The organism is Bradyrhizobium sp. LTSP857 (assembly GCF_000938285.1).
In the GTDB taxonomy this organism is placed as follows: domain Bacteria; phylum Pseudomonadota; class Alphaproteobacteria; order Rhizobiales; family Xanthobacteraceae; genus Bradyrhizobium.
The window spans coordinates 731810-758658 of sequence record NZ_JYMS01000049.1 but is presented as its reverse complement, the minus strand read 5'-3'; the positions used below and the strand labels follow the sequence as shown (position 1 = coordinate 758658).

The following is a 26849-nucleotide window of genomic DNA, read 5'->3' as shown; positions in this document are numbered from 1 at the left end:
ACGGAACAGCCCATGGTCATGCGCGGCAGCCGATCCACGCTCCGATACGTCGTCGCATCGATGTTGGTCGCAGCAATGTCGTTGATGCTGGCAGGCTGCGGAAGGGAAGCGGAAACGAATAACGCGCCTGCGTCGCGTATCGTACGCACGGCCACCGTGGAAAAACGCAAGATCACGACACCGCTGACATTCTCCGGCCGGATCGAAGCCGAGGATGAAGTGAATGTCGCATTCCGAATATCCGGGCGGCTGTTGAACAACGACGCCAAGATCGGCGACCGGGTCAAAAGCGGTCAGGTGCTGGCGCGATTGGAGTCCCAGAATGAGCTGAATGCGTTGCGGCAGGCACAGGCATCTCTTGCCGCCGCCCAGGGGCAACTGACGCAGGCGCGCAATCACTTCGACCGTCAGGAGACGCTCCTGGCGCAGGGCTGGACCACGCGCGTCAACTACGATGCCGCGACCCAAGCGCAGCAGACGGCGCGATCGCAGGTCGATGCTGCCGAAGCCGCACTGAGTGCCGCGCATGACCTGGTCGGCTTCACCGAACTGAAAGCCGATGCGCCAGGCGTGATAACTGCTACCGGTCCGGGAGCCGGCGAGGTGGTGCAGGCCGGGCAGATGATCGTGAGGATCGCGCGGCAAGACGGCCGCGATGCTGTTTTCGACGTCCCCTCTCAATTGATCAGGTCGGCTTCGGCCGATCCGGAGGTCGAGGTCAGCGTGGCTGACGATCCGAGTATCAAGGCGAAAGGGCGCATTCGCGAGGTCGCCGCGCAGGCCAGTGCCGTGACTCGGACCTTCGAGGTCAGGGTCGGTCTGACCGATCCTCCGCCGGCGATGCGCCTTGGCGCATCGGTCGTCGGACGGGTGAGCACGAGTGCGGGGCCGATGATCGATATTCCGTCCTCCGCTCTGACCAGGATGAACCAGCGCCCCGCCGTGTGGATCGTCGATCCGACCACCAGTACAGTCTCCGTGCGCAATGTGGACGTTCTACAGTTCGACGAAGCCCAAGCGGTAATTTCGCAGGGACTGGACACCGGTGAAGTCGTTGTTACCGCCGGGGTCCAGGCGCTTCATCCGGGTCAGAAGGTCCGCGTTCTCGGATCAGAGCCATGAGCGGCATCAACCTCTCCGATTGGGCGCTGAAACACCGCTCGCTGGTCGTCTATATGATGATCATTGCGGTCGTCGCGGGTGCGCTGTTCTATTTCCGCCTGGGTCGGAACGAAGATCCGGCCTTCATCATCAAGACCATGGTCGTCCAGGCCGCCTGGCCAGGGGCTTCCGTGGAGGAGACGATGAAACAGGTGACGGAGCGCCTCGAACGTCGCTTGCAAGAAACGCCGCATCTCGACTTTCTGCGAAGCTTTACGAAGGCAGGCGTTTCGACCGTCTTCGTGAATCTGAAAGGTAGTGCCAGCGCAAGAGAGGTCACGGACACCTGGTACCACGTGCGCAAGTCAATCGGCGACATGCGCCATACGCTACCCGCCGGAGTGATCGGGCCCGGGTTCAACGACGAGTTCGGCGATACTTTCGGGATTATCTACGCCTTCACCAGCGATGGCTTTAGCCAGCGTGAGCTGCGCGACCGGGTCGAGGATATCCGCTCGAAGCTTCTGCTCGTGCCGGACGTGTCAAAGATCGAGCTTTTGGGCGAGCAGGATGAGGTGATCTTCGTCGAGTTCTCCACGAAGGAGCTTGCTGCCCTCGGCGTCGACCGGTCTGCTCTTATTTCGGCGCTCCAGTCGCAAAACATTGTGCGTCCGGCGGGAACGATACAGACGAGCACTGACAGCATCTCGATACGGGTATCTGGCGGGTTCCAGTCCGAGCAGGACATCGCGGACATCAATTTTTCCGCGGGTGGGCGCATGCTTCGCCTGAGCGACATCGCGCGCGTGCGTCGCGGCTACACCGACCCGCCCCAGCCGATGTTTCGGGTCAACGGAAAGCCGGCCGTGGGACTGGCAATCGCCATGCGGGATGGCGGGGATATTCTTGCACTGGGTGCCAACATCACAAAGGCGATGGCGCAGATTACCGCGGAACTCCCGATCGGAATCGAGCCCACCCTGGTCGCGGACCAGCCCGTCGTGGTCAATCATGCCATTCGGGAGTTCATGGTCTCGCTGCTTCAGGCGATCGCCATCATCATGGTGGTAAGTTTCATCAGCCTCGGCGTGCGACCCGGCCTGATCATCGCGCTCGCCATACCGTTCACGCTGGCGATCGTCTTGCCGATCATGGGACTGCTCGGCATCGACATGCAGCGTATATCGCTGGGCGCGCTGATCATCGCGCTTGCGTTGCTGGTCGACGATGCAATGACGACGACGGATGCGACGCTCACCAAACTGGCGGAGGGCGCCAGCAAGGTCGAGGCCGCAACTTTCGCTTACCGAACCCACGCGATGGCGATGCTGGCGGGCACGCTGGTGACGATCGCGGGCTTCATTCCGGTGGGCTTTGCCGCGAGCTCGGCCGGAGAATACACATTCTCGCTGTTCGCCGTCGTCACGATCGCACTGTTGGTGTCGTGGTTCGTCGCAGTCATTTTCACGCCGCTGCTTGGCGCTGCGATCCTCGTTCGGCCCAAGCAAGGCAACTCGGTGGATCCGGGCAGGATTTTCCGCCTGTACCGGAGCTTCTTGATCTCGGCGATGCGCGCAAAATGGCTGACCATCGCGATCTCGGTGGCGCTCTTTGTCGCCTCGGTCCTTGCGATGCCGCTGATTCCGCGGCAGTTCTTTCCGTCGTCGGATCGTCCGGAACTTCTGGTCGATGTCAGCTTGCCCCAGAACGCTTCGATTTACGCGAGCGAAGCCGCGGCGAGGCGCCTGGATGCGGCGCTCGCGACGGACCCCGATGTGGCACGATGGAGCACCTATGTGGGACGCGGCGCCATCCGCTTCTATTTGCCTCTTAACGTCCATCTCCCGAACGACTTCTTCACGCAGACCGTGGTGATCGCAAAGGATGTCGCCGCGCGCGAACGCCTCCATGCCAAGCTCGAAAGGATGCTGGCGGAAGAATTCCCCAAGGCCATCGCTTTCGTTTCTCCGCTCGAGCTCGGGCCGCCGGTTGGATGGCCGATCCAGTACCGGGTCAGTGGGCCTGACGTGGAACGGGTGCGCGAGCTCGCGCTTCAGGTCGGACAGATCGTGGCGTCGAGTCCTGAAACCAAGCAGGTGAATTTCGACTGGATGGAGCCCGATCGGCAGGTGCGCATTCGCGTCGATCAGAACGAGGCGCGCCAACTCGGCCTCAGCTCCCAGGCGATCGCGACCGTCCTGAACGCAGTCATCACGGGCACGCCCATCACCCAGGTCCGCGACGATATCTATCTGGTCAACGTCGTGGCGCGTGCGACCGACGAGCAGAGGGTCTCGCTGGACAGTCTGCGCAATCTGCAGGTGGCGCTGCCGGGCGGACAAACTGTTCCTCTCAGCCAGTTTGCGTCCTTCGAGTATGGCCAGGAGTTTCCGCTCATCTGGAGGCGCGACCGCATTCCGACTTTGACGGTCCAGGCTGCTATCGCCGGCGACCAACTGCCGGAAAGCGTGGTCGCCTCGCTGTTGCCGGCGATCGAGAAGTTCCAGAAGACGCTTCCGCTGCCGTACAGAGTCGTCGTTGGCGGGACCGTGGAAGAAAGCCGGACGTCGCAGGCATCCGTGCTGGCCGTGGTGCCCGTGATGCTTTTCGTCATGTTCACCGTCCTCATGGTGCAGCTCCGAAGCTTCCCGAGACTGTTCATGGTTCTTAGCGTGGCGCCGCTCGGCCTGATCGGGGTGGTCGCAGCGTTGATGCTTTCCGGCAGGCCGCTCGGCTTCGTCGCCATTCTCGGTGTGCTGGCGCTTCTCGGCATGATCAGCAAGAACGCCGTCATCCTGATCGGTCAGATCGACGCCGAACGCGCCCTGGGTAAGACGCCCTGGGAGGCCGCGGTCGACGCCAGCAGCTCCCGGTTCCGGCCGATCATGCTGACCGCCGTATCGACTGTCCTTGGGATGATCCCGATCGCGCCGACGGTGTTTTGGGGGCCGATGGCATTCGCGATCATGGGCGGCTTGCTGGTTGCGACGGTTCTTACCCTCGTCTTCTTGCCGACGCTGTATGTCGCGTGGTTCGGCGCGACGGAGTCGGTCGACGATCCTGCACTGCACAAGCCATGAGAGAGGTGTGGGCGAAGCCCGATAGGGGAATCCTTGCGTCCGGCTAGGTAGTCAACCCGATGTTCCCCGTCCCAAAGTGAGTGCACCTGTGATGATCGAAGCAGCTATCTGCGTCGCCGTGAGGGCATTGCAGATGACCGGGATGCCCCCATGAGCGCGAATACCGACATACAAAAGCTGCCACTGCGGACCCTGACCGCGATGGTGGTGGGCGGCATGGTCGGTGCCGGTGTGTTCTCGATACCGCGCAACTTTGCGCAGGCGACCGGTATTTACGGAGCCCTCATCGCGTGGGCCATCGCTGGCGCCGGCATGCTCATGCTGTGCTTCGTGTTCCAAACGCTGGCCAACCGCAAGCCTGATCTGGATGCCGGCGTCTATGCGTACGCGCGAGCGGGTTTCGGGCCCTATGTCGGGTTCTTCTCGGCATTCGGGTATTGGGCCAGCGCCTGCGTCGGCAACGTGTCGTATTGGATCCTGATTAAGTCGACGCTCGGTGCGTTTTTCCCCGCTTTGGGGCAGGGCAATACGCTGACCGCGGTGCTCATCTCCTCGGTCGGGATATGGGCATTTCATTTTCTGGTGCTGCGCGGCGTGAAGGAAGCAGCGGGAATCAACGCGGTCGTCACCATCGCCAAGATCATTCCGCTGCTGTTGTTCGTGGTGTTGTCGATCTTCTACCTCAAGCCGGCCGTGTTCGCGGACAACCTGTGGGGCGGATCGGCCGGGGACTACGGCAACCTGTTCGCGCAGGTCAAGGCGACGATGCTGGTGACGGTCTTCGTGTTCCTGGGGATCGAGGGCGCAAGCAATTATTCGCGCTTCGCGGAGAAGCGCGAAGACGTGGGCGTCGCCACCGTCACGGGATTTCTCGGCGTGTTGGCGCTGTTCGCGTCGGTGTCGATACTGGCCTACGGCATTCTGCCCCGCGCGGAGATCGCGCAGCTTCGCCAGCCCTCGGTCGGTGGTGTGCTCGAGGCCGCCGTCGGCCATTGGGGAGCGGTGTTTATCGGGGCCGGCGTGATCATCTCGGTGCTTGGTGCCTATCTGGCGTGGACGATGATGGCCGCGGAGGTGCTATCAGTGGCCGCCAAGAAGCTGGACATGCCAGCCTTCCTGGCACGCGAGAACGCCAATCAAGTGCCGTCGTCAGCACTGCTGATGACCACGTTGCTGATTCAAGCGGTGCTGGTCGCCACGCTGTTCTCCGACGACGCCTTCACCTTCGCACTGTCGCTCTGCAGCCACCTGTCGTTGATCCCGTACTTTCTGTCCGCGGCCTTTGCGTTGATGCTGGTGTTCCGCCGGGAGACTTACGAAAAGGATCCACGCGATCTCCGCAAGGACGCCATCATCGCGGTTCTGGCGACGATCTACACGATATTCTTGTTGTTTGCAGGCGGGACGAAGTTCCTGTTGCTCGGCTTCATCATCTACGCGCCCGGCACAATCCTCTACTACATCACGCGGAAAGAGCAGGGCAAACAACTCTTCACGCCCGCCGAGTGGGTCTTGTTCGCGGTAGCAGTGATCGGATGTGTCGTCGGTATCCATGGCCTCGCCACCGGCTATATCAGCATCTAGCCCCAATACGAAAGGAGCCACCAATGGTGAATTCCTCAGCCTTCGGCGTTCATTCGGAGGTCGGTCAGCTCCGAAAGGTGATGGTGTGCTCGCCCGGTCGCGCGCATCAGCGGCTCACGCCGTCCAACTGCGATACGCTGCTGTTCGACGATGTGCTCTGGGTGGACAACGCCAAGCGCGATCATTTCGATTTCATGCAGAAAATGCGTGACCGTGGCGTCGACGTCGTGGAAATGCACAATCTGCTCGCGGAAACCGTCGCCATCCCGGAGGCGAGGAAATGGATTCTCGACAATCAGGTGGTTCCCGATCAAGTCGGACTCGGTCTCGTTGACGAGCTTCGCTCCTATCTCGAGGGCCTCAAGGCGCGTGAGCTCGCGGAGACTCTCATCGGCGGTGTGTCGACTCATGATTTCCCGGAGGCCCATGGCGGCGAGATGCTCAAACTGGTCCGCGAGGCTGCGGGCATGACCGAATATCTGCTGCCGCCGCTGCCGAACACGCTGTACACGCGGGACACGACCTGCTGGATCTATGGCGGGGTCACGTTGAATTCGCTGTATTGGCCAGCGCGGCATGAAGAGCCGATCCTCGCGACCGCCATCTACAAATTTCACCCGGATTTCGCTGGCAAGGTCAATGTCTGGTGGGGTGATCCGACCAAGGACCATGGCCTTGCGACCTTCGAAGGCGGCGACGTAATGCCGATCGGAAAGGGCAATGTCCTGATCGGCCTGAGCGAACGGACCTCGCGGCAGGCCATCAGCCAGGTTGCCGCTGCCCTGTTCGCGAAGAAGGCGGCCGAGCGCGTGATCGTGGCGGCCATGCCAAAGCTGCGCGCGGCCATGCATCTGGATACCGTGTTTACCTTCGCGGACCGCGATTGCGTGCTGCTGTATCCCGACATCGTCAACAACATCACGGCGTACTCCTATCGGCCCGCAAACAATTCCGCGGGCGTCGAGTTGCACAAGGACGAGAAGCCGTTTGTGGATGTCGTGGCCGAAGCCCTCGGCCTGAAGAAACTGCGCGTCGTCGAGACCGGCGGCAACGCTTATATGCGCGAGCGCACCCAATGGGATAGCGGTGCCAATCTCGTCTGTGCCTCTCCGGGCGTTGTGTTTGCCTACGACCGCAATACCTACACCAACACCTTGTTGCGGAAGGAAGGCATCGAAGTGATTACCATTGTCGGGGCGGAGCTCGGGCGTGGCCGCGGCGGCGGTCATTGCATGACCTGCCCGATCATCAGGGACGCGGTGGACTACTAAACAGGGCGGCCGGGTTTGGGGGTGACGGTTAGCGCGTCACAATCGAGCACGGGTTCCCTTCGCCAGAACAACCAAGGATTTAAAACCTCAACACCAACACGCCACAATTTTCGTTCATCGTGGCATGAGTCGTGGTGTTCGCAGAGCCGTGGGGATAGCCATGCGACGCTCATTTGCCGTATTGCCGGTTCTCGGAGCGTTCAGCGTAAGCAGCGCCTGGGCCGCTGAACTTGACCTCACCGAGATGAGGACGAGTACCGTGTCGGTGCCATCCTGGAGCGTTGTGGGCTCCGTCTCACCGACCTTCACCGACAACGCGCTGTTCAGCCGCGATAACCGCAAGTCCGATGGCTACTACGAGCCCGACATCAGCGTCAGGCTCGACGGTTATCTGACAAACGACCTGTCCTATCGGCTCTATGCGCGCGCGCAGTACGATGCTTTTGCGACGGAGAAGGATGGAAATGCCGCGATCGCGCGCCTGGGAGGGCGCCTGACCGAGAATTGGAACGGCTGGCGGTTCTCCGCCATTTACGAGAATCGCTACGATTTCGACGGCGTCTACCGTGACCTCGCGTTTATCTCGCACGACGTGATGGGTTCCGTGGCCCGCGACTTCCAGGTCGACAACGTCACGCTGTCGCCGCTGTTGCTGTTGACCTATCGGTTCTCCGATCTGGCGGAGGCGCGCCGCTGGCGCTTCGATGCGGTCCTCGGAATAGAAGTCAAGCTCGATCCCAAATGGTCGATTGTGAGTGCGCCGCTGTTCGAAGCCTATTGGTTCACGGACGGATTGAACAGGGGACGGCAGGATCAGCTCTATTCGGCCGATATCGGCGTGAGGTACAGTTTTGCAAGCAACCTGTCGCTGACGACCAGCGTGCTCTACGAGGTGCGGACGTCGAATGTTGCGTTGCGAAACTATCGGGATCTCCGGGTCGGTCCCCGGCTTGACTTCGCATTTTGATAGGTGTCTGGACGATGCGGACGAAATGGGTGTTTGTGCTGATCGGGTCGGCGATTGGAACGATGGCGATATCGGCCGTTGCTGCCGACCCGCGCGACTCTGTCGACCGTGGCCAGCGTCTCGATACCGATGCACTCAGGGACGACGTTGGCACGAACCGCCTTCGGGCCCCGTCCCATCCTCTCGTGATTGCACCCGTGCCGCAGCCTATTCCGACTGCGAAGGGAAAGAAGCGCACCAAAAGCAGCGACAGCAACCGGTAGATCACAGCCGTGCTCGATACACCTGGCTGACGGCGTCGATAATCCGTCTTCGCAGCGTACGACGTCCCGGATCTGTCAATCATTTTAGACAGTATTGTATCGCCTTTGAACGTGCCGCCGAATGGCGCAGGCATGGCTGGCACAATTTGCATATCGATATGTCGAAATCCATCTCACTCATGCGTGATTCTGTTGCCAGAAAAATACTACCTAGTGGTGTGTATGTACTGAGCGGGATATAATTCCCCGAGTTGAACGTCATGTAGTTACTGATTGATGGGTGTCTCGTGGGCGGGGAGGGAGAGACATTTTCGGACGGCTCAGTTTTGAATTTGAAAGTTCTTCCGAAGAGTGAGTGAGTTTCGTGAAAGTATTCGGTCTTGATGCCGGCGAGCCGAAGAGACCCAGCGTTACGGAGCGGATGGCGTTTGAGTTGGCGGGCGGCCGTCTCTACTGGGACCACGCTTCGGACCTTCTCTTCGCGATACATACTTTGCATGATGGGCGCTTCGGATATGAGGCGATCAATCCGGCCTTCGAGGCGCGCCTTGGTGTTTCGTCCTGGGAAGTTCGCGACCTTGATATCACCGAATGCATGGAGAGCAGCGACGCCAAGTCCGTTGGTGATGCGCTCATCGCCTGCATGGCCCGGGGAGCCGAAGTCAGGATTCGCCATTGTCTTTCGCTTGGTGGCCCTCGATGCAAATGTGAGACAACCGTAGCTCCAGTCTTCGATTCCATAGACGGTATTGTCGTCCGTGTGATCGGTAGTCATCGGATATTGCGCGAGGAGCCGCTCGGGAATGGAGCGCCGGGGCGAGCCGACGAGTGGGGGAGCGTTAGCCTGGCCTCCATCCAAGAAGATATTCAGCGGCGGATTGCTTCCGATCTGCATGATTCAACCTGCCAGCATTTGATCGCCGCCAGCCTTGGAATCATGCGAGTCCGGGCCCACCTCGCCGGCCCGATCGATGCCGAGCGTCTCTGCGACGATATCGACGCCTCGATCGACGAGGCCCTGAAGGAGATCCGGTCGTTCTCTTATCTGCTTCACCCCCAGAGTCTGACAGCTGAAGGGTTGAAAGCGACGATCGAGCGCTACGCCGAAGGGTTTGCTGCGCGAACATCGTTACGAATCAGCACGAGGATCCTGGCCGACGTGGATCGATTGTCCCGCGACAGCCAGTACGCCTTGCTGCGCGTCACCCAGGAAGCGCTCACGAATGTGTTTCGTCACGCAAAGGCGACCGAGGTCAAAATCGTCGTCGATGCGACCGATGGACATTTTCGGCTCAAGATCAGCGACAACGGACGCGGTTTCCTTGTCGGCGATGTGAGACGCGGCGCCAAGGCAGGAACTGTCGGCGTCGGAATTCCGGCAATGCGGGCGAGGCTTCAGCAACTCGGAGGCACACTCGATGTTCAATTCAATCCGACGATGCGCCGGTCCGGGACGTTGTTGTGCGCGATCGTCCCGTGTGGCGCCGCGATGAAGAAGCGCAACTGTCGAAGCCGGACCCACACCATGGCAGCTTATCGAGGTCCGCAATGATCTGGTCACCGCCGTGATGCGATCCTCGCCGGCCGATCTCTGACGTTCGGCGCCGTAGGTCCTTCTCGGCGAATTGGAGTGCCTCCAGCCATGAAACGGATTCTTATCGCGGATGATCACGAGGCGGTGCGGTCAGGCCTGCGGGCGGTACTGGCTCTGCGGTCGGATTGGGAAATCGTCGCGGAGGCCAAGGACGGTCGTGGGGCGATTGCCGCTGCCATCCAAACCCAACCCGATATCGCTATCGTCGACTTCTCCATGCCTCGAATGACGGGCGTGGAGGTCGCCCGTCGGATCAAGGAGTATCCTCTTCAAACCGAGGTGCTGATCTTTACGGTACATAACTCGTACCTTCTTGCGCAGCAGGCGTTTGAGGCGGGAGCTCGCGCGTTCCTGGTGAAATCTGACGCAAACAAGTTGTTGATGGCCGCTGTCGAGTCCCTCCTGATCCACAAGCCGTTTTGTACCGGAAATTGCACCAAGGCAGATATGGAGGGACACGGCGGGCTTACGCCCCGAGAGCAGCTTGTCGTCAAGCTGGTTGCAGAAGGTAACAGCAACAAGAGCATCAGTTGCATGTTGAACCTGAGCGTCAAGACGACCGAGGCACACCGGGCGGCTGCGATGCGTAAGCTTAGCGTGAACTCCACCGCAGGACTGGTCCGGTACGCGGTTCGCGTCAGATTGATCGAGATCTGATCGGACCTGCTTTCAGTACATTTGCTGTCGAACATGAGGGTTATGTTGGATAACCCTTCCAGTGACCGCGGCTAGAATGGCGGGATGGAGCCAGGAATCTCTGTGAATTGCCGCTAGGTTGCGGGCCGCACGGGAATAGCGCTGTGAAACGCATCGTGATTGCGGACGATCATGAAGTTGTACGTTCCGGCCTTCGTGCAATCGTTGAAACCTGTTCCAGCTGGAGCGTCATCGGTGAGGCGGCCAATGGCGAAGAGGCGGTTGCACTTGCGTTAGAGTTGCGGCCGGATATTGTGATCGTCGACTATTCGATGCCGCTCATGAATGGACTGGAGGTCTGTCGCCGCCTCAAGTCGATGCATTTGCGTACCGAGGTTCTGATCCTCACGATGCACGAGAGCGAGGAACTGTTGACCGAGGCGATTCTGGCGGGCGTACGCGGCTTCTTGTTCAAATCCGACGCGAGAAATCACCTGATTTCGGCCGTCGAGGCATTGCTCGACGGTAGGCCATACTTCACCAGTGTCCTTCTGGAGAAGTTGCTTCATGATTATCAGGTGAACAAGCAAGGCCAGCCGGACGCGCCGCTCCTCACGTCTCGGGAACAGGCCGTCGTTCAGCTCATCGCGGAGGGACATACCAACAGATCCATCGGCGCTGTCTTGAAATTAAGCGTAAAGACTGTCGAGACCCATCGTGCAGCCGCGATGCGCAAGCTCGGCATGTCATCAACCGCCGAGCTTGTCCGCTATGCCATCCGCAAGAAACTGGTCGCACCCTGAGTTCGACGATCGAACAGGCGGGGTAGCTCTCGTCTCTCGATCGAGGCTCGGCCAGCTGTGCTCAGGTGCGCGTAGAACAGCGGTTCAGTTACAGCAACAGGTTCGTGTTGGACGATATTCATCGAGCCTACACATACAGGACGAGGCTATTGGTGTGTCCGCTTTTGCAAGAGCGGCTGCCAGTTTCGACGACAGGAGTGGCAGCTCGACCGTTTCCTCTCGCCTTTGCAGGCATTCTACCAGGCCGTGAAGGGCCCACACGTTGTCCGGATGCTGAGTGCAGCGTTGCACTCTGTTGGTAAGCCCGAGGTCGTCGCGGTAGATATCCTCCGCTTCGGCGTAGTGTCCCTGCTCCATCAGGAGGGCGGCGAGCGCGTGGCGCGGCGGATGCATCCAGGCCCAGGGCTCGGTATAGCCGAGATTGTCGTCGCGCCGGACTGCCTCCCGCAGATGGCGATAGCCGGTCTCGTAATTTCCCTTGTGATACTCCAGCTCGCCCTCGAGCATGGCTTCACCGACCGACAGGACGTCGAGCGCAAAATTGCTGAGAAAGCGTCTGGACGGCGGCACGCGGCTCTTGGCGAGCTGGAAGAGCCGTCGCTCCTCGTCGGCTTTCGCGAAGTCCTTCAGCGTCGCATGTGCAATTGCGCGCGCGTAGTGGTGCATCGGGATCGTAACCAGGAAGATGTTGCTGTCAGCCGGGACCGGCTCATCGATGATCTCCTGCCAACGTCCGAAGCGGATCAGAACGTGCATCTTGACCGAGTAATAGCCTTCGGTCGTATTGGCCAGTTTAGGGCGATTGCGGACGCCGAGAATGTCGGGTGTGAGCATCTCGCGTATCTTGTCGGCCGCTGCGATGGCTGGCGCAAATTGGCCCAGGAACATGCAGGTAAACATCATCAGATGCAGGTCGTGACAGCGTGCGGTTACGTAGAAATTCAATGAGCCGGCGTAGTCGGCGTACATATCGTCGGCCTTGATGGCCTTCTCGCTTGCGATCTTGGCTCGCTCATAGTCGCCGCAAAGGACGTAGATGTGACCCGGCATGTGATTCATGTGCCCGGCGTCAGCGCACAAATTCGACAAGACATCGGCCGATCGCAAGGCCCGTTCGGGTTCGTTCGACATCTCGAGCAGGTGAATGTGAAGATGAACGATGGCCGGATGCAGAGGAGTGCCCTGTTTGTCGGCCAATGCGATTGACTTGTCGCAGATCTGTGACGCCTCCACTGTGTCCGCGTTTCGCGCAGGCAATCCCGACTTGACGTCCCAGAGCTTGCGCGGCGTCCGCGTGATCAGTGCCTCGACGAACAGCGCCATGATGTCGTGGTCGTCGGGAAACGCATGGTGGACCCGCCGCATCGCGGCGGCGTAGTCATCGTCCCAGCGATCGTACTGCTCCGGTTCGACGTGGTGCGGCTTCTGAAACCGCTTCGCGAGGGCTTCGACCAGATGACGTTCGGCATCCTCCCGTCCCTCGCTTAGTGCGAGCGCGCGCTGGACATGATGGAAAGCCACTTTCGTGATGTGGTCAGCCTCGATCTCTCCCAGGTCGCGCCAGATCAGATTGTAGAACGGGCCCGATCCATACGCGACGCCCCAGTGGGCCATCACGCAATCCGGATCGAACGCCAGCGCGTTGTAAAAACATTTCACGCCCTCTTCCTGGTTGAAGCCGAGGCACCAGTTCAGTCCCAGGTTAAACCAATGCTGCGCCTCGGGCGACGTCGTGGCGATCGTTCGGCCGTGGGATCCGAGATCGAATGGATACGCGTCGGCCGATTGTCGTGGGACGGGTTGGGTGCGAAGATCGGATTGTCCCGATGCAGAACTATCGGCCTGGATTTGCATCTCAATTCCCGTTACGTCGAAGCTGTTCGCCGCGCGCGCCCTGCGTGCAGCGTCACGACGATTCCTCATTGTTCTCCGGGCCTGTCTTGCGCTTCGTCTTGTCGAAGACCGGCGCCACCATTCCGGGTATGTAACTGTCGGAGATAAACGAACGGCAGTGGCTTTCGAATGCCTGGAGCAACCGCGATTTGCTTACGGTTTTCAGGGTGGCCGTGCCGATCACCATCGGCCGATTGTCTCCAATCAGCCTCACGCGCTTCAGGCGTTTTCCGTCCAGGGCCTGATCGGATCTCGGTCTGATGTTGAGAAGCGAGTATCCTAGTCCGTTAGCCACCATCGTCCGGAGAACCTCGATGTGCTCCGAACGCGCATAAATGTTTGGTTCGAGGCCGTCCTTCATGAACAAGGCAAGGAAATATTCCCGGCTCAGCGGCAGATCGAGCAGGATCATCGGATGCTCGACCATCTCCTCCAGCGTCAATGCGGTCCGGCTCGCCAGAGGATGCGACTCGGCCAAAAGGACGTGCGGGGGCAGCCGGGCCAGTGGCATGAAGTCGATATCGGCAGGGACTTGCAGGTCATAAATGATCGCGACGTCGATGCGCGATCGCCTCAGATCATCGAGAAGTTGCTCAGGATTGGCTTCCATGTGGGCAACCTTCGTCGTCGCGAAGGCAGTGGTAAAGGAGTGAACCAGTTCGGGGACCAGCATCGGGGCGAGCGTGACCATGCACCCCAGCGATACCGTCCCACGGATCTGGTTACTCGTCTCGGACGCGAAGACATACAGGCGCTGGGCCTGCGCGACGACATTCTTCGCCTCGCGCAGCAAGTCCCGCCCGGCGGGCGTGAGTGACAGGCCTTGAGCATGGTGACGGATGAAGAGTTGAACGCCCAGCTCCTTCTCCAGGAAGGAGATTGCGGTCGAGATCGACGGCTGGGAGATATGAATTCGCTCGGCTGCCAAGGTGATGCTCAGCGTTTCCCCTGCAGCGATGAAATACTCCAATTGGCGAAGCGAATACCGCATGGAACTGACTCTATTGGCCCAAGATGGGGCGTCAAGTGCCGTCATCTGCGCGGAATCCTGTGGGTTTGGCCGATCCCGGAGCGCGGGTGGCCAGGGTTGCGGCAAAGGGTTGTCGCCAGGGACTCTGGCTGAGCTTCGCGCGCCGCGTCCCAGACTTAAGTCTGGGACGGCGCTGTCGGCGGATCGCGCGGAGGGGTGAGGATCGACGGCGATCGATGATGTCGCGGCGGCCATTCCTGACGTATCCGAAACAATGCCCGGCCGTCACGAGCCGCGCGGCTTTCCCTGAGGGAAGTGCAGGTCAATCATTGGACACCAGAATATCTGCCTAGCGGACCGTCGATCAAGAAAAGCTTTGTTTCGATCTGGTTCGGTTTTCTTGAACCGCATTGCTTTCGATCACGCTCCGACACGCCGTCTCCAGATTGCGTACTCGAACCGCGCTCAGACCGGATCGGCTGGTTCAAAAATCGCGATCCAATGAAGAGCAAAATACTGTCCGCCTTTTTCTCGAATGCACCGGTCAAACTGGCGATTGCCAGGGATACGGTGCAGCATGCTCCCTTGACTTCAGAATTATGTCTATACAAAATTGTGGTCGTTCTTCAGGGGAGAGCATACCGAATGGATCGTCGACAGTTCTTGGAGCTGGCTACCGCGGGTGCAGCTTCGTCGCTCTTGGTTCTTCCCGCCTACGGCCAATCCAAATCAAGCCGCATCGTCATCGTGTCGGAGTCCAATTCGAATACGCTGGACGTTCACACGCCGGGGGCAAATCGTGCGTCCTACGGACTTTGCATGATGACCTACGACCGGCTGATCCAGTTCGGTACGAAGATTTTGCCGAACGGAGTGCCCAGCTATGACTACGACAAGCTCGAGCCGCAACTCGCGGAAAGCTGGGAAATCGCGCCTGACAATTCCGCGGTCGTCTTCAAGCTGAAGCAGGATCTCAAATTCCATGACGGGGCGCCGATAACCGCGCGTGACGTCAAATGGTCGTTCGACCGCTTCGTATCGGTCGGAGGTTTCCCTCAGCGTCAGATGGAGCAGGTTTCACTCACTGACGTCAATCAGTTCGAGGTTGTCGACGAGCGTACTTTCAAGATCAAGCTTCTGAAGCGAGACAAGCTTACGCTCCCCAGCCTCGCGATTGTTGTGCCCGGCGTTTACAACAGCGAGCTTTGCAAATCGCACGCGACAACCGCCGACCCCTGGGCGCTGGAATTCACCAAGATCAATTCAGCGGGCTCAGGCGCCTACAAGGTCGAATCCTTCAAGCCCGACGAGCAGATCATTCTGACGCGGTTCGCGGATTGGAAAGGAGGGACCCTGCCCAAACAAGAGCGGGCTCTCTATCGGTCCGTGCCCGCGGCCGGCACCCGCCGGGCCTTGGTCGAACGGGCGGACGCCGATGTTGCGAGTGATCTCCCGCCGCGCGACGTGGCCGACATTGCTGCCGCCAAGAAGATCAAAATCGAGTCGGCGCCGCAGGCGAACACCCTCAGGTATCTTGCGCTTTCGACGATAACCAAGCCATTCGACGACGTGCGGGTAAGACAGGCGATCGCCTATGCGATTCCCTACGAAAAGGTGATCGAGAGCGCGGTCTACGGACGGGCCAAGCCGATGTTCGGTGCGTCTACAGATGCGCCTCGGGACGCTTCCTGGCCGCAGCCGTTCCCCTATAGCCACGATCCCGACAAGGCCAAGGCGCTGCTTGCCGATGCAGGCCTTGCGGGCGGGTTCGAGACCAAGCTCTACTTCGACGCTGGAGCGGCAACAGTCGACGAGCCGGCCGCGCTCATCATTCAGGATGCACTGGGCAAGCTCGGCGTGAAGCTGACGATCGAGAAAATTCCGGACTTCTTTGCGAGACGAAGCCAGAAGAACTGGCCGATGGCGATCGACGTTTTCGGCGCCTGGTTTGACGGAGCGGACTTCTACTTCCGTTGGCTCTGGCACGGGCAAAATACCGTCTTCAATGTCGCAAGCTATAAAAACCCCGAGATGGATAAGCTGCTCAACGCTGCGAGACAGGCGCGAGAAGGAGCCGAGTACGAATCGATCGCGAAACAATTCATCAAGCTCGCGATGACGGAAGTACCCTACATCCCGCTTTATCAGCCGGTGCTGGACGTCGCGGTTCAGCAGGATGTCAACGGGTACGTCTATATGTTCCATCGTCAAGTGGATGCGCGCACCCTGGCAAAGGCCTGAAAGTTGTTTCCTCTGCTGCGATCGGTCATCAAGCGGGTCGCGTTTGCGGTGCCGACCATCTTCGGCGTGGTTTTGGTTTCCTTTGCCCTCACGCGATTGCTGCCGGGGGACCCGGCGGTCTACTTCGCCGGCGCGGCGCCTACTCCCGAAGCGATCGCCGACATACGCAAGGCCATGCTTCTCGATCGGCCCCTGCTGGAGCAATTCGTCTCCTACGTCGTCAATCTGCTTCATGGCGATCTGGGAAAATCGCTGATAACGGGTCAGCCCGTTGTCAAGGACCTGGCGGCGCGAATGCCGGCGACGCTCGAGTTGACCGGGCTCTCACTCCTGATCGCATTGCTGGTTTCGATTCCGCTCGGGGTCATCGGAGCGCTTCGGAAGGGAAGCCTGATCGACCACGCTGCCAGGTTCTTCTCGACGACGGCGTTGTCGATGCCTTCTTTCTTCACGGGCCTGTTGTTGGTCTTCGTCTTCTATTATCTGCTCGGTCTTGCGCCGGCTCCTCTGGGCCGGATCGATCCACTTGGTCTTCCTCCGCCTGTTAAGTCCGGCCTGATCGTCATCGACGGATTCCTTGCGGGCGACTACGAAAGCGTGACGGACGGCCTCGCCCATTTGGTCCTTCCATCGATCGCGCTTGCGCTTTCCGGCATTGGACCTCTGACCCGGATCACGCGAGGAGCGATGCTGACGGTGCTTTCCAGCGACTTTATCCGGGCTGCCCGTTCTTACGATATGCCGAGGTGGCGACTGGTCTACGTCTATGCGCTCAGAAATGCCATGCTGCCTGTTCTGACCACGGCTGGCTTCGTGTTCTCGTTTCTGATCAGCGCGAATGTCGTGGTCGAAAAGGTCTTCTCCTGGCCTGGAATCGGATCGTACGCTCTCCAAGCCCTCGTGGCGTCAGACTATGCGGCCGTGCAAGGCTTCGTGCTCAGCGTGGCGCTCCTCTATGTCTTGATCAATATTCTGATCGACGTCCTTTACGGGATCGTCGACGTTCGCGTGCGCCTTGCGGAGTAGGACATGGAGTTTGCTGCAACCCTCCAGGACGGCTTGCGTCGAGACCCTCTGACCGCGACCACGATGGCGATCATCGTGATCATCTGTCTCGTTGCGATCTTTGGTCCGTTCGTTGCGTCTCATGATCCCCTCGCCACCAATCCTTCGATAGCGCTCAAGCCCCCAACCTGGGAACACCCTTGCGGCACTGATCAGGTGGGCCGGGATATATGTACAAGGATCGTCTACGCCACACGTCTCGATCTGTTCATTGCGCTGTCTGCGGTGGGGTTAGGGCTCATCATCGGGGGCCTGATCGGGAGTCTCGCCGGCTTCTTCGGTGGAATCGTCGACCGCCTGGCCATGTGGATCGTAGACACGATCATGGCATTCCCGCTCTTCGTGCTCGCTATGGGAATCGTCGCCGCACTCGGAAACAGCCTCGAGAACATCATCTATGCGACAGCCATCGTGAATGTGCCGTTTTATGCTCGGACAATGCGAGCTGAGATGAAGCAACGCCGCGAGATGGGCTTTGTGGAGGCGGCGAGAGTGAGCGGGAACGGCCCTTTCAGAATTCTTGCCGTTCACCTCGTTCCCACGGCCGTACCCCAGCTCATGATTCAAGCGACGTTGACGATGGGCTGGGCCATGCTCAACGCTGCCGCTCTGTCCTTTATCGGTCTCGGGATCAGGCCTCCGACGCCGGAGTGGGGGATCATGGTGGCAGAGGGCGCGAGCTTCATCATTACGGGCGAATGGTGGGTCGCGCTCTTCCCGGGGATGACTTTGGTTCTGGTGGTTCTATCGCTCAACCTCGTGGGCGACGGCTTGCGCGACGTCCTCGATGCCAGGGAACGACGCTAGTGCTCGAAGTCAGGAACCTGTCGATCGAATTTTCCACGCGCCGCGGTACGGTCAAGGCGCTGGATCGGATCGATTTGAGTATTGCTCCCGGCGAGATTGTCGGCCTCGTCGGCGAAAGCGGCTCCGGAAAGTCCGTTCTGTCCTACGCGATATCGGGTTTGCTGGATCGGTCCGCCCGAATCGCGAGCGGTGAAATCCGGTGGCACGGAGCCGTCATCGAGCCGGTCAGGGAGCGGCGGAGCACGCATGCCGCGATCGCCCAGATATTCCAGAATCCCCGGGCGAGCCTGAATCCGATCATGACCGTGCGCCGTCAGCTTGGCGATGTTGCGGGGAGGGACCGGGTGCTGTCGCTCCTCGAAAATGTCCGCATCGATCCAAATCGCGCGGACCATTATCCGTTCGAACTTTCAGGCGGTCAGTGCCAACGCGTCGGGATCGCGCTCGCTCTTGGCTGTGAACCTGAACTTCTGATCGCGGATGAACCGACCACCGGGCTCGACGTGACAACCGAAGCCGCGATCATGGCTCTCATCGGAGATCTTTCGCAACGGCGTGGGATGGCGACCTTGCTGGTCACGCACAATCTGGCGCTCGCTGCCGCGAATTGCGATCGCATCGCCGTGATGCACGCCGGACAACTCGTCGAGTGCGGGCCTGCCGAGCAGTTGGCTTACTCGCCGATGCATCCGTACGCGGAACAATTGCTTGCATCCGTTCCCCAGCATTCCGAGAGCGCCGACGATCTTCGGACGGTACCGGGCCTGCTCCCCGACTTGGCGGGGCCTTTGCTGCCCTGTCGCTTTGCGCCCAGATGCGATCGTCACCAACCGGATTGCGATGCATCGCCTCTATCCTTGATCGCCCGTTCTCCGCAGCATTTTGTTGCGTGCAGGCACCCGCTATGTTGAAAGTCTCGCGTCTCACGAAATCGTTCAAGGGGCGAGGATGGCGGTCGCACGACGTTCTCGCGGTCGACGACGTCAATTTCGAGATTGCTCGCGGGGGAAGTCTCGGCGTCGTCGGCGAAAGCGGGTCGGGAAAGAGCACGCTGGCGCGGATGATCTCGCGCCTGATCGACAATACTGGCGGCAGCATCGCATTCGAGGGAATCGACATCGGCGCGGTGTCGCCATCGTCGTTCGTGCGCCGTCCAGAGAGACGGAGGATACAACACGTCTTTCAGGATACGGGTGAGAATCTGACGCCGCATCTGACTGCGGGCGCAGCTATCGCCGATCCGATTCGAAGGCTCGTCGGGTTGGCCGACGAACGGCAAATCCGTCTGAAAGTGGAAGCTCTCGCCACCAGCGTTGCACTTAATCCGGAGCTGCTGAATCGCTACCCTCATCAGCTATCGGGAGGACAGAAGGCGCGCGTGGGAATTGCGCGCGCGCTTGCCTCTGCCCCGGATTTGCTGATTCTGGATGAGCCGACCGCCGCCCTCGATGTCTCGGTTCAGGCGGCCATTCTGAAGCTGCTTCATGGTCTGAGGAGCGAATTCCGCCTCGCTTATTTGTTCATAAGCCACGACATCGAGGTTGTCAGACTGATGTGCGAGGATGTTATCATCATGCGCCTCGGTCGTGTCGTCGAACAGGGGCCTACGCGGCAGATTCTCAAGGCTCCCCAGAGCGACTACGGGCGTGAGCTGCTGGAAGCTGTCCCTCGCCTTAACGACCGAAAGCATGCCTCGCGTGCCATGATCGCGCCAAGCTGACGAGAGAGATCAGATGCTGGAGCTGACCGCCAGCCTACCGATGTATAATCTTCCCGAGTTGGCGGGCAAAAACGCCGCTTTCTGGGAGGCGTTGTCGAAAGAAATGCGGGCCCAGAAGCTGGCCTCCATTCCACCAGATCTTGTGTTCTCGCGTCCCGCCGTTCCGGATGCCATTGGCTCGGAGGTCTTATTTTCCCAGGCCTGTGGCTATCCTTTGCAGACCATCTACAGCGGTCAATTCGCCTTTCTGGGCGTCCCGACTTACGACTTTCCGGGCTGCGGTCCGTCGACACATCGGGCCTTTGTCATTGTGGGCAAGGAATCCCCCTATCGAACCATCGAAGACCTGCGCGGCGCCACGTTCGCGCTCAACAGTATCCATTCGAATTCAGGAATGAACCTGCCAAGGCTATTGTTGGCCCGGCATGGCGTCAAGGCGCCCTTCTTCGGAACGGTCGTGGCGACGCGCTCGCATACCGAGAGTATCAGGCAGGTCCAAGCGGGCGATCTGGACGCAGCCTCGATCGATTGCGTGACCTACGGTTTCTTCAAGGAGCTGTGTCCGGAGAAGGTGAGCGCCATCCGCGTGCTCGCCGAAACGCCGGAGAGTCCGGCCATTCCTTTCGTAACGTCGATTGCGACGCCACCCGATCAGATTGAAAAGCTGCGCGCTGCCTTGTTCCGCGTGGCGAGCGATTCCGTATACCGGCCGGTGCTTGACGGTCTCCACATCAAGACAATTACCGCTGCCGATCCGGCGGAATATGCGCGCGTCATTACCTATGAACGCGAAGCCGCCGAACGGGGATATGCTGAACTGAAATAGCGGATGATGCTGTCCTGAGCCCGGTGGCGGCTATCGTGGCAGTCCGCGAGCGGCCGGTTCAGGGCCTACAGGCGGCCGCAGACTGTTCTGTGGATTGGATTTTCCGAGGATGAACCTCCGAAGAACGTTTTGGACGTGCTCTTTTCCCGGGAGCATCGTCAGGAGCCGTCTGCTTCCCGGAGGGACCCCGTCTTGGGATATCAAGAGACGAGGGAGATCGAAAACGCAAATCTTGCTGTTTGAGCACCAATGCGCGCGTCACTGCGGCCATAACCTGCCGTCCCTAACGACGGGATCATCGATGGTCCGTGTAGCCGACGACCTGATCGGGGGTGTTTAGGAGAGGCCTAAGCAGTGCGACGAGAAATCATAATTTCCCGCCGCCGTGTTTGCTCCTAAGTAGACTTCGTAGCCGTGTTGTATGCGCGCCTCGTTCGAACGAGCCGGGAATGAAAACGGTCATGCCGATAGAAGAAGTTGACACGGTTGTCGTCGGAGCAGGTCAGGCCGGATTGGCCATGAGCGAGCATCTGAGCGCCGCCGGCATCGCTCACGTCGTTCTGGAAAGGCACCGAATCGCCGAAAGGTGGCGGACGGCGCGATGGGACTCACTGGTCGCAAATGGCCCCGCATGGCACGACCGCTTTCCCGGCATGGAATTTCCGGGTCATCGAGATTCGTTTCCGTCCAAGGAAGTGGTGGCGGACTATTTTGTCTCCTACGCCGAAATGATTGCCGCCCCGGTGCGGTGCGGCGTGGACGTCACATCCGTTTGCCGCCTTGAGGGCCGCGCGGGTTTCCGCGTCGAAACGTCTGTAGGGACATTCGAAGCCAACAACGTTGTTGCAGCGACCGGTCCTTTTCAGATTCCCCTGATCCCCGACGTCATACCCAAGGACGCGCGCGTCACCCAGATACACTCGAACGAGTATCGCAACCCGGCGCAATTGCCGGACGGAGGCGTGCTGGTCGTCGGCGCGGGATCATCCGGTGGGCAGATCGCCGACGAGCTTCTCCGTGCCGGCAGAGCCGTCTATCTTTCGGTCGGTCCGCACGAGCGGCCGCCGCGATCCTACCGCGGGTATGATTTTTGCTGGTGGCTGGGCGTCCTCGGAAAATGGGATATCGAGACAAAGACGCGTGGCACGGAGCATGTCACGATTTCCGTGAGCGGCGCCCGCGGTGGTTACACCGTAGACTTCAGGCGGCTCGCCGAGGAAGGAATGATGCTCGTAGGCTCGACCAAGTCTTACAGCGACAGCAAGGTGACTTTCGCCAATGATCTCCGGGAGAACGTCGCGATGGGAGATCAATCGCTCATCTCGCTACTGGATGAGGCGGACGACTACGTCAAACGCACCGGCCTCGAACTTCCCGAAGAGCCCGAGGCCCGTATCATCCCACCGGATCCGGAATGTCTGACCGATCCGCTGCGTGAGCTCGATTTCCGTGCGGCTGGGGTAAATACAGTCATTTGGGCCACGGGCTATTCGTCGGATTACTCCTGGCTCAAGGTCGACGCCTTCGACCCGGCAGGCAAGCCGAGGCATCAACGAGGCATATCGCGTGAGCCCGGAATATTTTTCCTGGGGTTGCCGTGGCAGTCGCGCAGAGGCTCAGCGTTCATCTGGGGAGTCTGGCACGACGCGAAGTACCTGGCGGATCGGATTTCCACGCAGCGGCGCTATCGCGACTATCATAACGAGAGGGCCGGGGAGATCGATCGCGGCAAAGCTGCGGCGGCGCCCCGGACATCAAACCCGGCGATTGCGGAATAGAGAACAAAAGGAAGAGCTGAGTGGCACATCACCGAATCCGGAAGTTCAACACCAAGGACACCTATCCGGAGCAGAAACTGGACAATGATCTCTGTCAGGCGGTCGTTACCTCGGGTGGAAAGATCGTGTGGTTGCGCGGGCAGTGCCCGCAGAATCTCGACGACGCCGCGAACATCGCGAGCCATGACCCCGTAGAGCAGACCCACAAGGTCATGCAGAACATCAGGCAGCTCATCGAGGAAGCCGGCGGCAGGATGGAACACCTGGTCAAGGTCGTCGTCTATCTGACAGACGTGCGGCATCGCGAGGCGGTGTATCGAACCATGGGCGAATACATCAAGGACGTTTATCCGGTGTCGACTGGCCTGGTCGTCCAGGCGCTGGCTCGGCCGGAATGGCTGGTCGAAATCGATGCTACCGCCGTGATTCCGGAGTGACCGAATGACGCGCTTCATGAACATAGATCGCAGACAATTTGCCCTCGCAACGTTCGCGCTCGCCGCATCCGCACGCTGGCCAGCCAGCGCCGCGGCCAAGGAGACCGTGCGCATGGGCCAAGCCACGACGACGTTGGGCTTTCTCCCGGTGTGGGCCGCGCGTGCCTACGATACGTTCGCAGCGGAGCAAGTTGATCTGAACTGGGCAGCCATCAACGGGGGAGACCCCGCCTGCCTGGCGGCGCTCGACAGCGGGGACATCGACATCGCCGCGACAGGTAGCGATTCAGTTCTCGAGGCGGTTGCGAAGGGACAGCCGTACCAGATCATCTATTCGCTGATGTCGAAGATCTCGCTCAATTTGACCGTGTCCGAAGCGATGATCAAGCGAACGGGCATTTCCAGGAGCATGCCGATCAAGGAACGCATCGCTTGCCTCAAGGGCGCCGTGATAGGGGTCGCCGTGGTCGGAGGCGCTCAGGACCGGACCGTTCGCTGGCTGGCGACGCGCGGCGGCCTTGACGGTCGCAAGGATGTCCAGGTCGTCCAGATCGGTTCGGCCGCAGCACTTGGAGCGGCCCTGGAGAACGGGCGCATCGATGCATTCATGTTGTCGCCGCCCGAAGGACCATTGGCGGAGGCGGCGGGATACGGCCGAACTGTCATCGAGCCCGATACCGATATTTCGGGCTGGAAGGGAATGCCGAGTCTCGTGCTCGTTGGCCGCTCTGACGCGAACGAAGCCGCACAGAAGAAGATCGTCGCGACGGTACGGGCGATGAATTCCGCCAACCATGCGGTGCTCTCCGATCTGGAGGGGAGTGCCGACAAGATTGGCGGAAAATTCTTCCCGAAGCTGCCTCAACCAGTGATGCGCGTCAGCATCAAGACGCTCGCTGACGGAATCCGTGACGACGGTTTGCTCAACGAAGAGCGTGCCAAGCTGTTGTCCCAATTCGTCGAAGACTCCGGACGAACGCCGCCGGCGCCGGGCTCATTCTGGACCAACAAATACGTCGAACTCGCGAAGAATGCCAAATAGGGGGTAGCCGCCATGGCTCGTGTCGATTTCCGCTATCTCGATCGGAAGCAAGTGCGTTCGCTTCTGCCTCCGATAAAAGTCCTGCTCTCGCTGATCGAACAGGGCCTGTCCGCGCACGGACGGCGGGACGTTGTCCTGCCTCCGAAGGCCCACATCCAGCTGGATGACCGGTACAACGGCCATTTCAACATTCTGGTGGGCTGGGCAGGCCCAAATGATACGGCAGGCGTCAAGGTCATCGGGGACTACGTCGATAACTACAAGCACGGGCTTCCTTCCGAGGTCGCCATGCTCACATTGTACAATCCCAGAACCGGCGTGCCGCGGGCCTTGATGGACGCGACAGATTTGACGACGGAACGAACCGGTGCCGTCACGGGTATCGGAGCAAAATATCTCGCCCCCAAGGGAGCGAAGATCATCGGCCATGTCGGCGCGCGGGGCACTGCGTTCGCGAATATCGCGATCCTCGCCAAATTGTTCGAGATCGCCGAAGTCCGTATCACCAGCAAGAGGCCCGAAACGCGCGAGACCCTGGCGCAACGCGTTCGGCAGGAATGCGGCATCAAGGCCGTGGCCGTCGCCACTGCCGAAGAGGCTTGTCGCGGCGCCGATATCGTCGTCGAGGCGACCCGTCTGGAGAAGCCCGAGATACTGATCCGCGACGAGTGGCTGACGCCGCACTGCCTTCTCATTTGCTATGGCTGGAAAATGGCCGTCGATCCGGACACGGTCAAGACAGCCTCGAAAGTGATCGTCGATGATTGGGAGCAGTGCTGCAAGGGCGGGCAGTTGCATCCGATGATCGAGAGCGGCGAACTCACGCGCGCCAAGCTATACGCCGAGATTGGCGAGGTGACGTGTGGTTCGAAGGCCGGGCGTGCCGATGCCGACGGTCGCATCGTGTTCTGGCATCGCGGCTTCGCCATCAGCGACGTCATGCTGGGCGCGCACATTCTGGACTCGGCCGCTTCAAAGAACATCGGCACCGTCTTGAACCTGTTTGACCTTCCAGATGAGTAAGACGGTGAACGAAGCCCTCGCGCCACAGACGACACGTGAAATGAGCGGTGCGGACGCGGTTGTCGACGCGCTGCTCAAGCACGGGTTGACCTCGCTCTACTGTCTTCCTGGCATCCAGAACGACGCCTTGTTTGTTTCCTTGTTCGATCGCCGAAATGAAATCCAGGCGGTGCATACCCGACATGAGCAGGGCGCCGCCTACATGGCGCTGGGCGCGGCACTGGCGACCGGCAAGCCTGCCGCTTATGCCGTGGTCCCAGGCCCGGGCGTGCTCAATACCGCAGCCGCGCTCGGGACGGCTTACAGCGCCGGCGCGAAGGTCCTCTGCCTATCGGGTCAGATTCCAAGCCATGCAATCGGCAAGGGACTTGGCTATCTGCACGAATTGCCCGACCAATTGGGCATCCTCGAACGGCTGACGAAGTGGGCCAAGCGGACAACGGCGCCTGGGGATGTGCCGGCCGACTTTGCGGAGGCCTTTGCAGCGTTACGGTCGGGCCGTCCTCGTCCCGTAGCTATCGAAGTGCCCATGGACGTTTTGTCCCGGAGAGCCGAAATCAAGGCCGCATTCGTGCGCGAGCCGGACGTTGCGCCGGCTCCCGAGGACGACGCTCTCGCGAGAGCGGCCTCCCTGTTGTCCCGTGCCGAGCGCCCCTTGATCTTTGTCGGGGGCGGGGCCCAGGAGGCTGGTCTGCCGTTGAGGCAACTTGCGGAAAAGCTCGGTGCGCCCGTAGTGGCTCATCGCATGGGGAAGGGCGTGCTGGACGATAGGCATCCGCTCAGTCTTAATCTCACCGCCGGTCACGCCCTCTGGAAGGGCTGCGACGTCGTCCTTGCAATCGGAACAAGGATGCATTTGCCGCTGACGCAGTGGGGATCCGACGAAGAGCTGCGGGTCATCAAGGTGGATGTCGACCGACTGGAGATGTCATGCGGCCGCCAGCCCGAAATCGCCTTGTGTGGCGAGGCTCACGATGTCCTGCAGCGGCTCAATGACCAGATACGAGAGCCGGTCGGGGATCGTGATAGTCGGGTCGCATCGAGCCGTGCCTTGAAGGAGGAGATCGCGGGTAAGCTCAATGTGCTGCGTCCGCAGTTGGACTATTTGCGCGCGATCCGAGATGTGCTCCCCGACGATGGCATCCTCGTCGACGAATCGACACAGGTCGGCTACGTCTCGCGCATCGGTTATGAAACGCGGTTGCCGAGGACCTATCTCTCCTCCGGGCATGCGGGAACCCTGGGCTGGGGATTTCCAACAGCGCTCGGCGCGCAACACGCATTACCGGATACCCCGGTCGTGTCGATCACCGGCGACGGCGGCTTCATGTTCAACGTGCAGGAGCTTGCTACAGCGGCCCATCACAACATTCCTCTCGTGACGGTGCTTTTCAACGACGGCGCATTCGGGAACGTCCAGCGTATGCAGCGTGAGCTCTACGGACAGCGCGTCATCGCAACAGACCTGACCAACCCGGATTTCGTGCGGATGGCGGATAGCTTTGGCATCGACGCCATGCGCGCTGAAGGGCCGCAGGCCTTGAGGAGTGCCCTGGCAAGAGCCATCGAGGCTCGTCGTCCCTCCCTGATCGAAGTGCCATGCCGTCAAATGCCGGAGCCTTGGCCGTTCCTTCAATTGCCGCGGGTTCGCGGGCGCTCGTGACACAAATTGTGGTCCGCCGGATTTGGATTTGCGAAGCGCATCATACGGAAATCGTAATTTTCTTCGCTGATCGGCAAGCGATAAT

21 protein-coding genes are annotated in these 26849 nt (G+C 60.2%); 19 read left to right on the top strand and 2 right to left on the bottom strand.

What is annotated here, in order from left to right; genetic code table 11:
- Positions 1 to 18 precede the first annotated feature (18 nt).
- The 8 genes from UP06_RS37060 to UP06_RS37020 all read left to right on the top strand — a co-directional run bounded on the left by UP06_RS37060 (position 19) and on the right by UP06_RS37020 (position 11299).
- Entirely contained in the window at positions 19 to 1122 is a 1104-nt protein-coding gene (locus tag UP06_RS37060; RefSeq protein ID WP_082078685.1) for an efflux RND transporter periplasmic adaptor subunit, read from the top strand.
- A complete protein-coding gene (locus UP06_RS37055; protein WP_045008569.1) occupies positions 1119 to 4181 on the top strand; it encodes an efflux RND transporter permease subunit in 3063 nt (1020 codons plus the stop codon). The genes UP06_RS37060 and UP06_RS37055 overlap by 4 nt, the downstream gene beginning before the upstream one ends.
- A gap of 150 nt (positions 4182 to 4331) precedes the next feature.
- Positions 4332 to 5765 carry a basic amino acid/polyamine antiporter gene (locus tag UP06_RS37050; protein WP_045008568.1) on the top strand — a complete coding sequence of 478 codons (1434 nt, stop codon included), beginning with the start codon at positions 4332 to 4334 and terminating at the stop codon, positions 5763 to 5765.
- A 23-nt stretch (positions 5766 to 5788) separates the two neighbouring features.
- Positions 5789 to 7036: an arginine deiminase gene (arcA, locus tag UP06_RS37045; protein WP_045008567.1), complete on the top strand. Its 1248-nt coding sequence runs from the start codon at positions 5789 to 5791 to the stop codon at positions 7034 to 7036.
- A gap of 259 nt (positions 7037 to 7295) precedes the next feature.
- On the top strand, positions 7296 to 8003 hold the full coding sequence (locus UP06_RS37040) for an outer membrane beta-barrel protein (protein ID WP_245305641.1): 708 nt from the start codon (positions 7296 to 7298) through the stop codon (positions 8001 to 8003).
- 618 nt (positions 8004 to 8621) lie between these two features.
- Positions 8622 to 9818 (top strand): sensor histidine kinase, encoded by a 1197-nt coding sequence (locus UP06_RS37030; protein WP_245305640.1) that lies wholly within the window; start codon positions 8622 to 8624, stop codon positions 9816 to 9818.
- A gap of 90 nt (positions 9819 to 9908) precedes the next feature.
- Positions 9909 to 10517: a response regulator gene (locus UP06_RS37025; RefSeq protein WP_045008564.1), complete on the top strand. Its 609-nt coding sequence runs from the start codon at positions 9909 to 9911 to the stop codon at positions 10515 to 10517.
- 143 nt (positions 10518 to 10660) lie between these two features.
- On the top strand, positions 10661 to 11299 hold the full coding sequence (locus tag UP06_RS37020; protein WP_045008563.1) for a response regulator: 639 nt from the start codon (positions 10661 to 10663) through the stop codon (positions 11297 to 11299).
- Positions 11300 to 11383: 84 nt separating this feature from the next.
- Here the strand turns inward: UP06_RS37020 and UP06_RS37015 are convergent, their stop codons facing one another.
- Both UP06_RS37015 and UP06_RS37010 read right to left on the bottom strand, forming a co-directional pair.
- Positions 11384 to 13222 (bottom strand): tetratricopeptide repeat protein, encoded by a 1839-nt coding sequence (locus UP06_RS37015; RefSeq protein WP_245305639.1) that lies wholly within the window; start codon positions 13220 to 13222, stop codon positions 11384 to 11386.
- Positions 13206 to 14183 (bottom strand): LysR family transcriptional regulator, encoded by a 978-nt coding sequence (locus UP06_RS37010; protein WP_045008848.1) that lies wholly within the window; start codon positions 14181 to 14183, stop codon positions 13206 to 13208. The genes UP06_RS37015 and UP06_RS37010 overlap by 17 nt, the downstream gene beginning before the upstream one ends.
- Before the next feature lie 294 nt (positions 14184 to 14477).
- Between UP06_RS37010 and UP06_RS37005 the strand changes: the two genes are divergently transcribed.
- The 11 genes from UP06_RS37005 (at position 14478) to UP06_RS36950 (ending at position 26764) form a co-directional block, all read left to right on the top strand.
- Complete coding sequence (locus tag UP06_RS37005) at positions 14478 to 16403, top strand: ABC transporter substrate-binding protein (RefSeq protein WP_156163456.1); 1926 nt, start codon at positions 14478 to 14480, stop codon at positions 16401 to 16403.
- Between the two features lie 12 nt (positions 16404 to 16415).
- Positions 16416 to 17429, top strand: coding sequence for an ABC transporter permease (locus UP06_RS37000; RefSeq protein ID WP_045008847.1), 1014 nt, complete (start codon positions 16416 to 16418; stop codon positions 17427 to 17429).
- 3 nt (positions 17430 to 17432) lie between these two features.
- Positions 17433 to 18275 (top strand): ABC transporter permease, encoded by an 843-nt coding sequence (locus UP06_RS36995; RefSeq protein ID WP_045008561.1) that lies wholly within the window; start codon positions 17433 to 17435, stop codon positions 18273 to 18275.
- Positions 18275 to 19186 (top strand): ABC transporter ATP-binding protein, encoded by a 912-nt coding sequence (locus tag UP06_RS40460; protein WP_245305638.1) that lies wholly within the window; start codon positions 18275 to 18277, stop codon positions 19184 to 19186. The genes UP06_RS36995 and UP06_RS40460 overlap by 1 nt, the downstream gene beginning before the upstream one ends.
- Complete coding sequence (locus UP06_RS36980; protein ID WP_050032601.1) at positions 19180 to 19995, top strand: ABC transporter ATP-binding protein; 816 nt, start codon at positions 19180 to 19182, stop codon at positions 19993 to 19995. Before UP06_RS40460 ends, UP06_RS36980 begins: the two co-directional genes overlap by 7 nt.
- Positions 19996 to 20008: 13 nt before the next feature.
- On the top strand, positions 20009 to 20821 hold the full coding sequence (locus tag UP06_RS36975) for a phosphate/phosphite/phosphonate ABC transporter substrate-binding protein (protein ID WP_050032599.1): 813 nt from the start codon (positions 20009 to 20011) through the stop codon (positions 20819 to 20821).
- Positions 20822 to 21282: 461 nt separating this feature from the next.
- Complete coding sequence (locus tag UP06_RS36970) at positions 21283 to 22599, top strand: flavin-containing monooxygenase (RefSeq protein WP_045008558.1); 1317 nt, start codon at positions 21283 to 21285, stop codon at positions 22597 to 22599.
- 20 nt (positions 22600 to 22619) lie between these two features.
- Positions 22620 to 23036, top strand: a complete 417-nt coding sequence (locus UP06_RS36965; RefSeq protein WP_045008557.1) for a RidA family protein — start codon at positions 22620 to 22622, stop codon at positions 23034 to 23036.
- A 16-nt stretch (positions 23037 to 23052) separates the two neighbouring features.
- The gene (locus UP06_RS36960) at positions 23053 to 24078 is read left to right on the top strand and encodes an ABC transporter substrate-binding protein (RefSeq protein WP_197087465.1); all 1026 of its coding nucleotides are present in this window, start codon (positions 23053 to 23055) and stop codon (positions 24076 to 24078) included.
- Positions 24079 to 24090: 12 nt separating this feature from the next.
- Complete coding sequence (locus UP06_RS36955; RefSeq protein ID WP_045008555.1) at positions 24091 to 25101, top strand: ornithine cyclodeaminase family protein; 1011 nt, start codon at positions 24091 to 24093, stop codon at positions 25099 to 25101.
- A 4-nt stretch (positions 25102 to 25105) separates the two neighbouring features.
- Positions 25106 to 26764, top strand: a complete 1659-nt coding sequence (locus UP06_RS36950; protein WP_245305637.1) for a thiamine pyrophosphate-dependent enzyme — start codon at positions 25106 to 25108, stop codon at positions 26762 to 26764.
- The last annotated feature ends 85 nt before the right edge of the window (positions 26765 to 26849 follow it).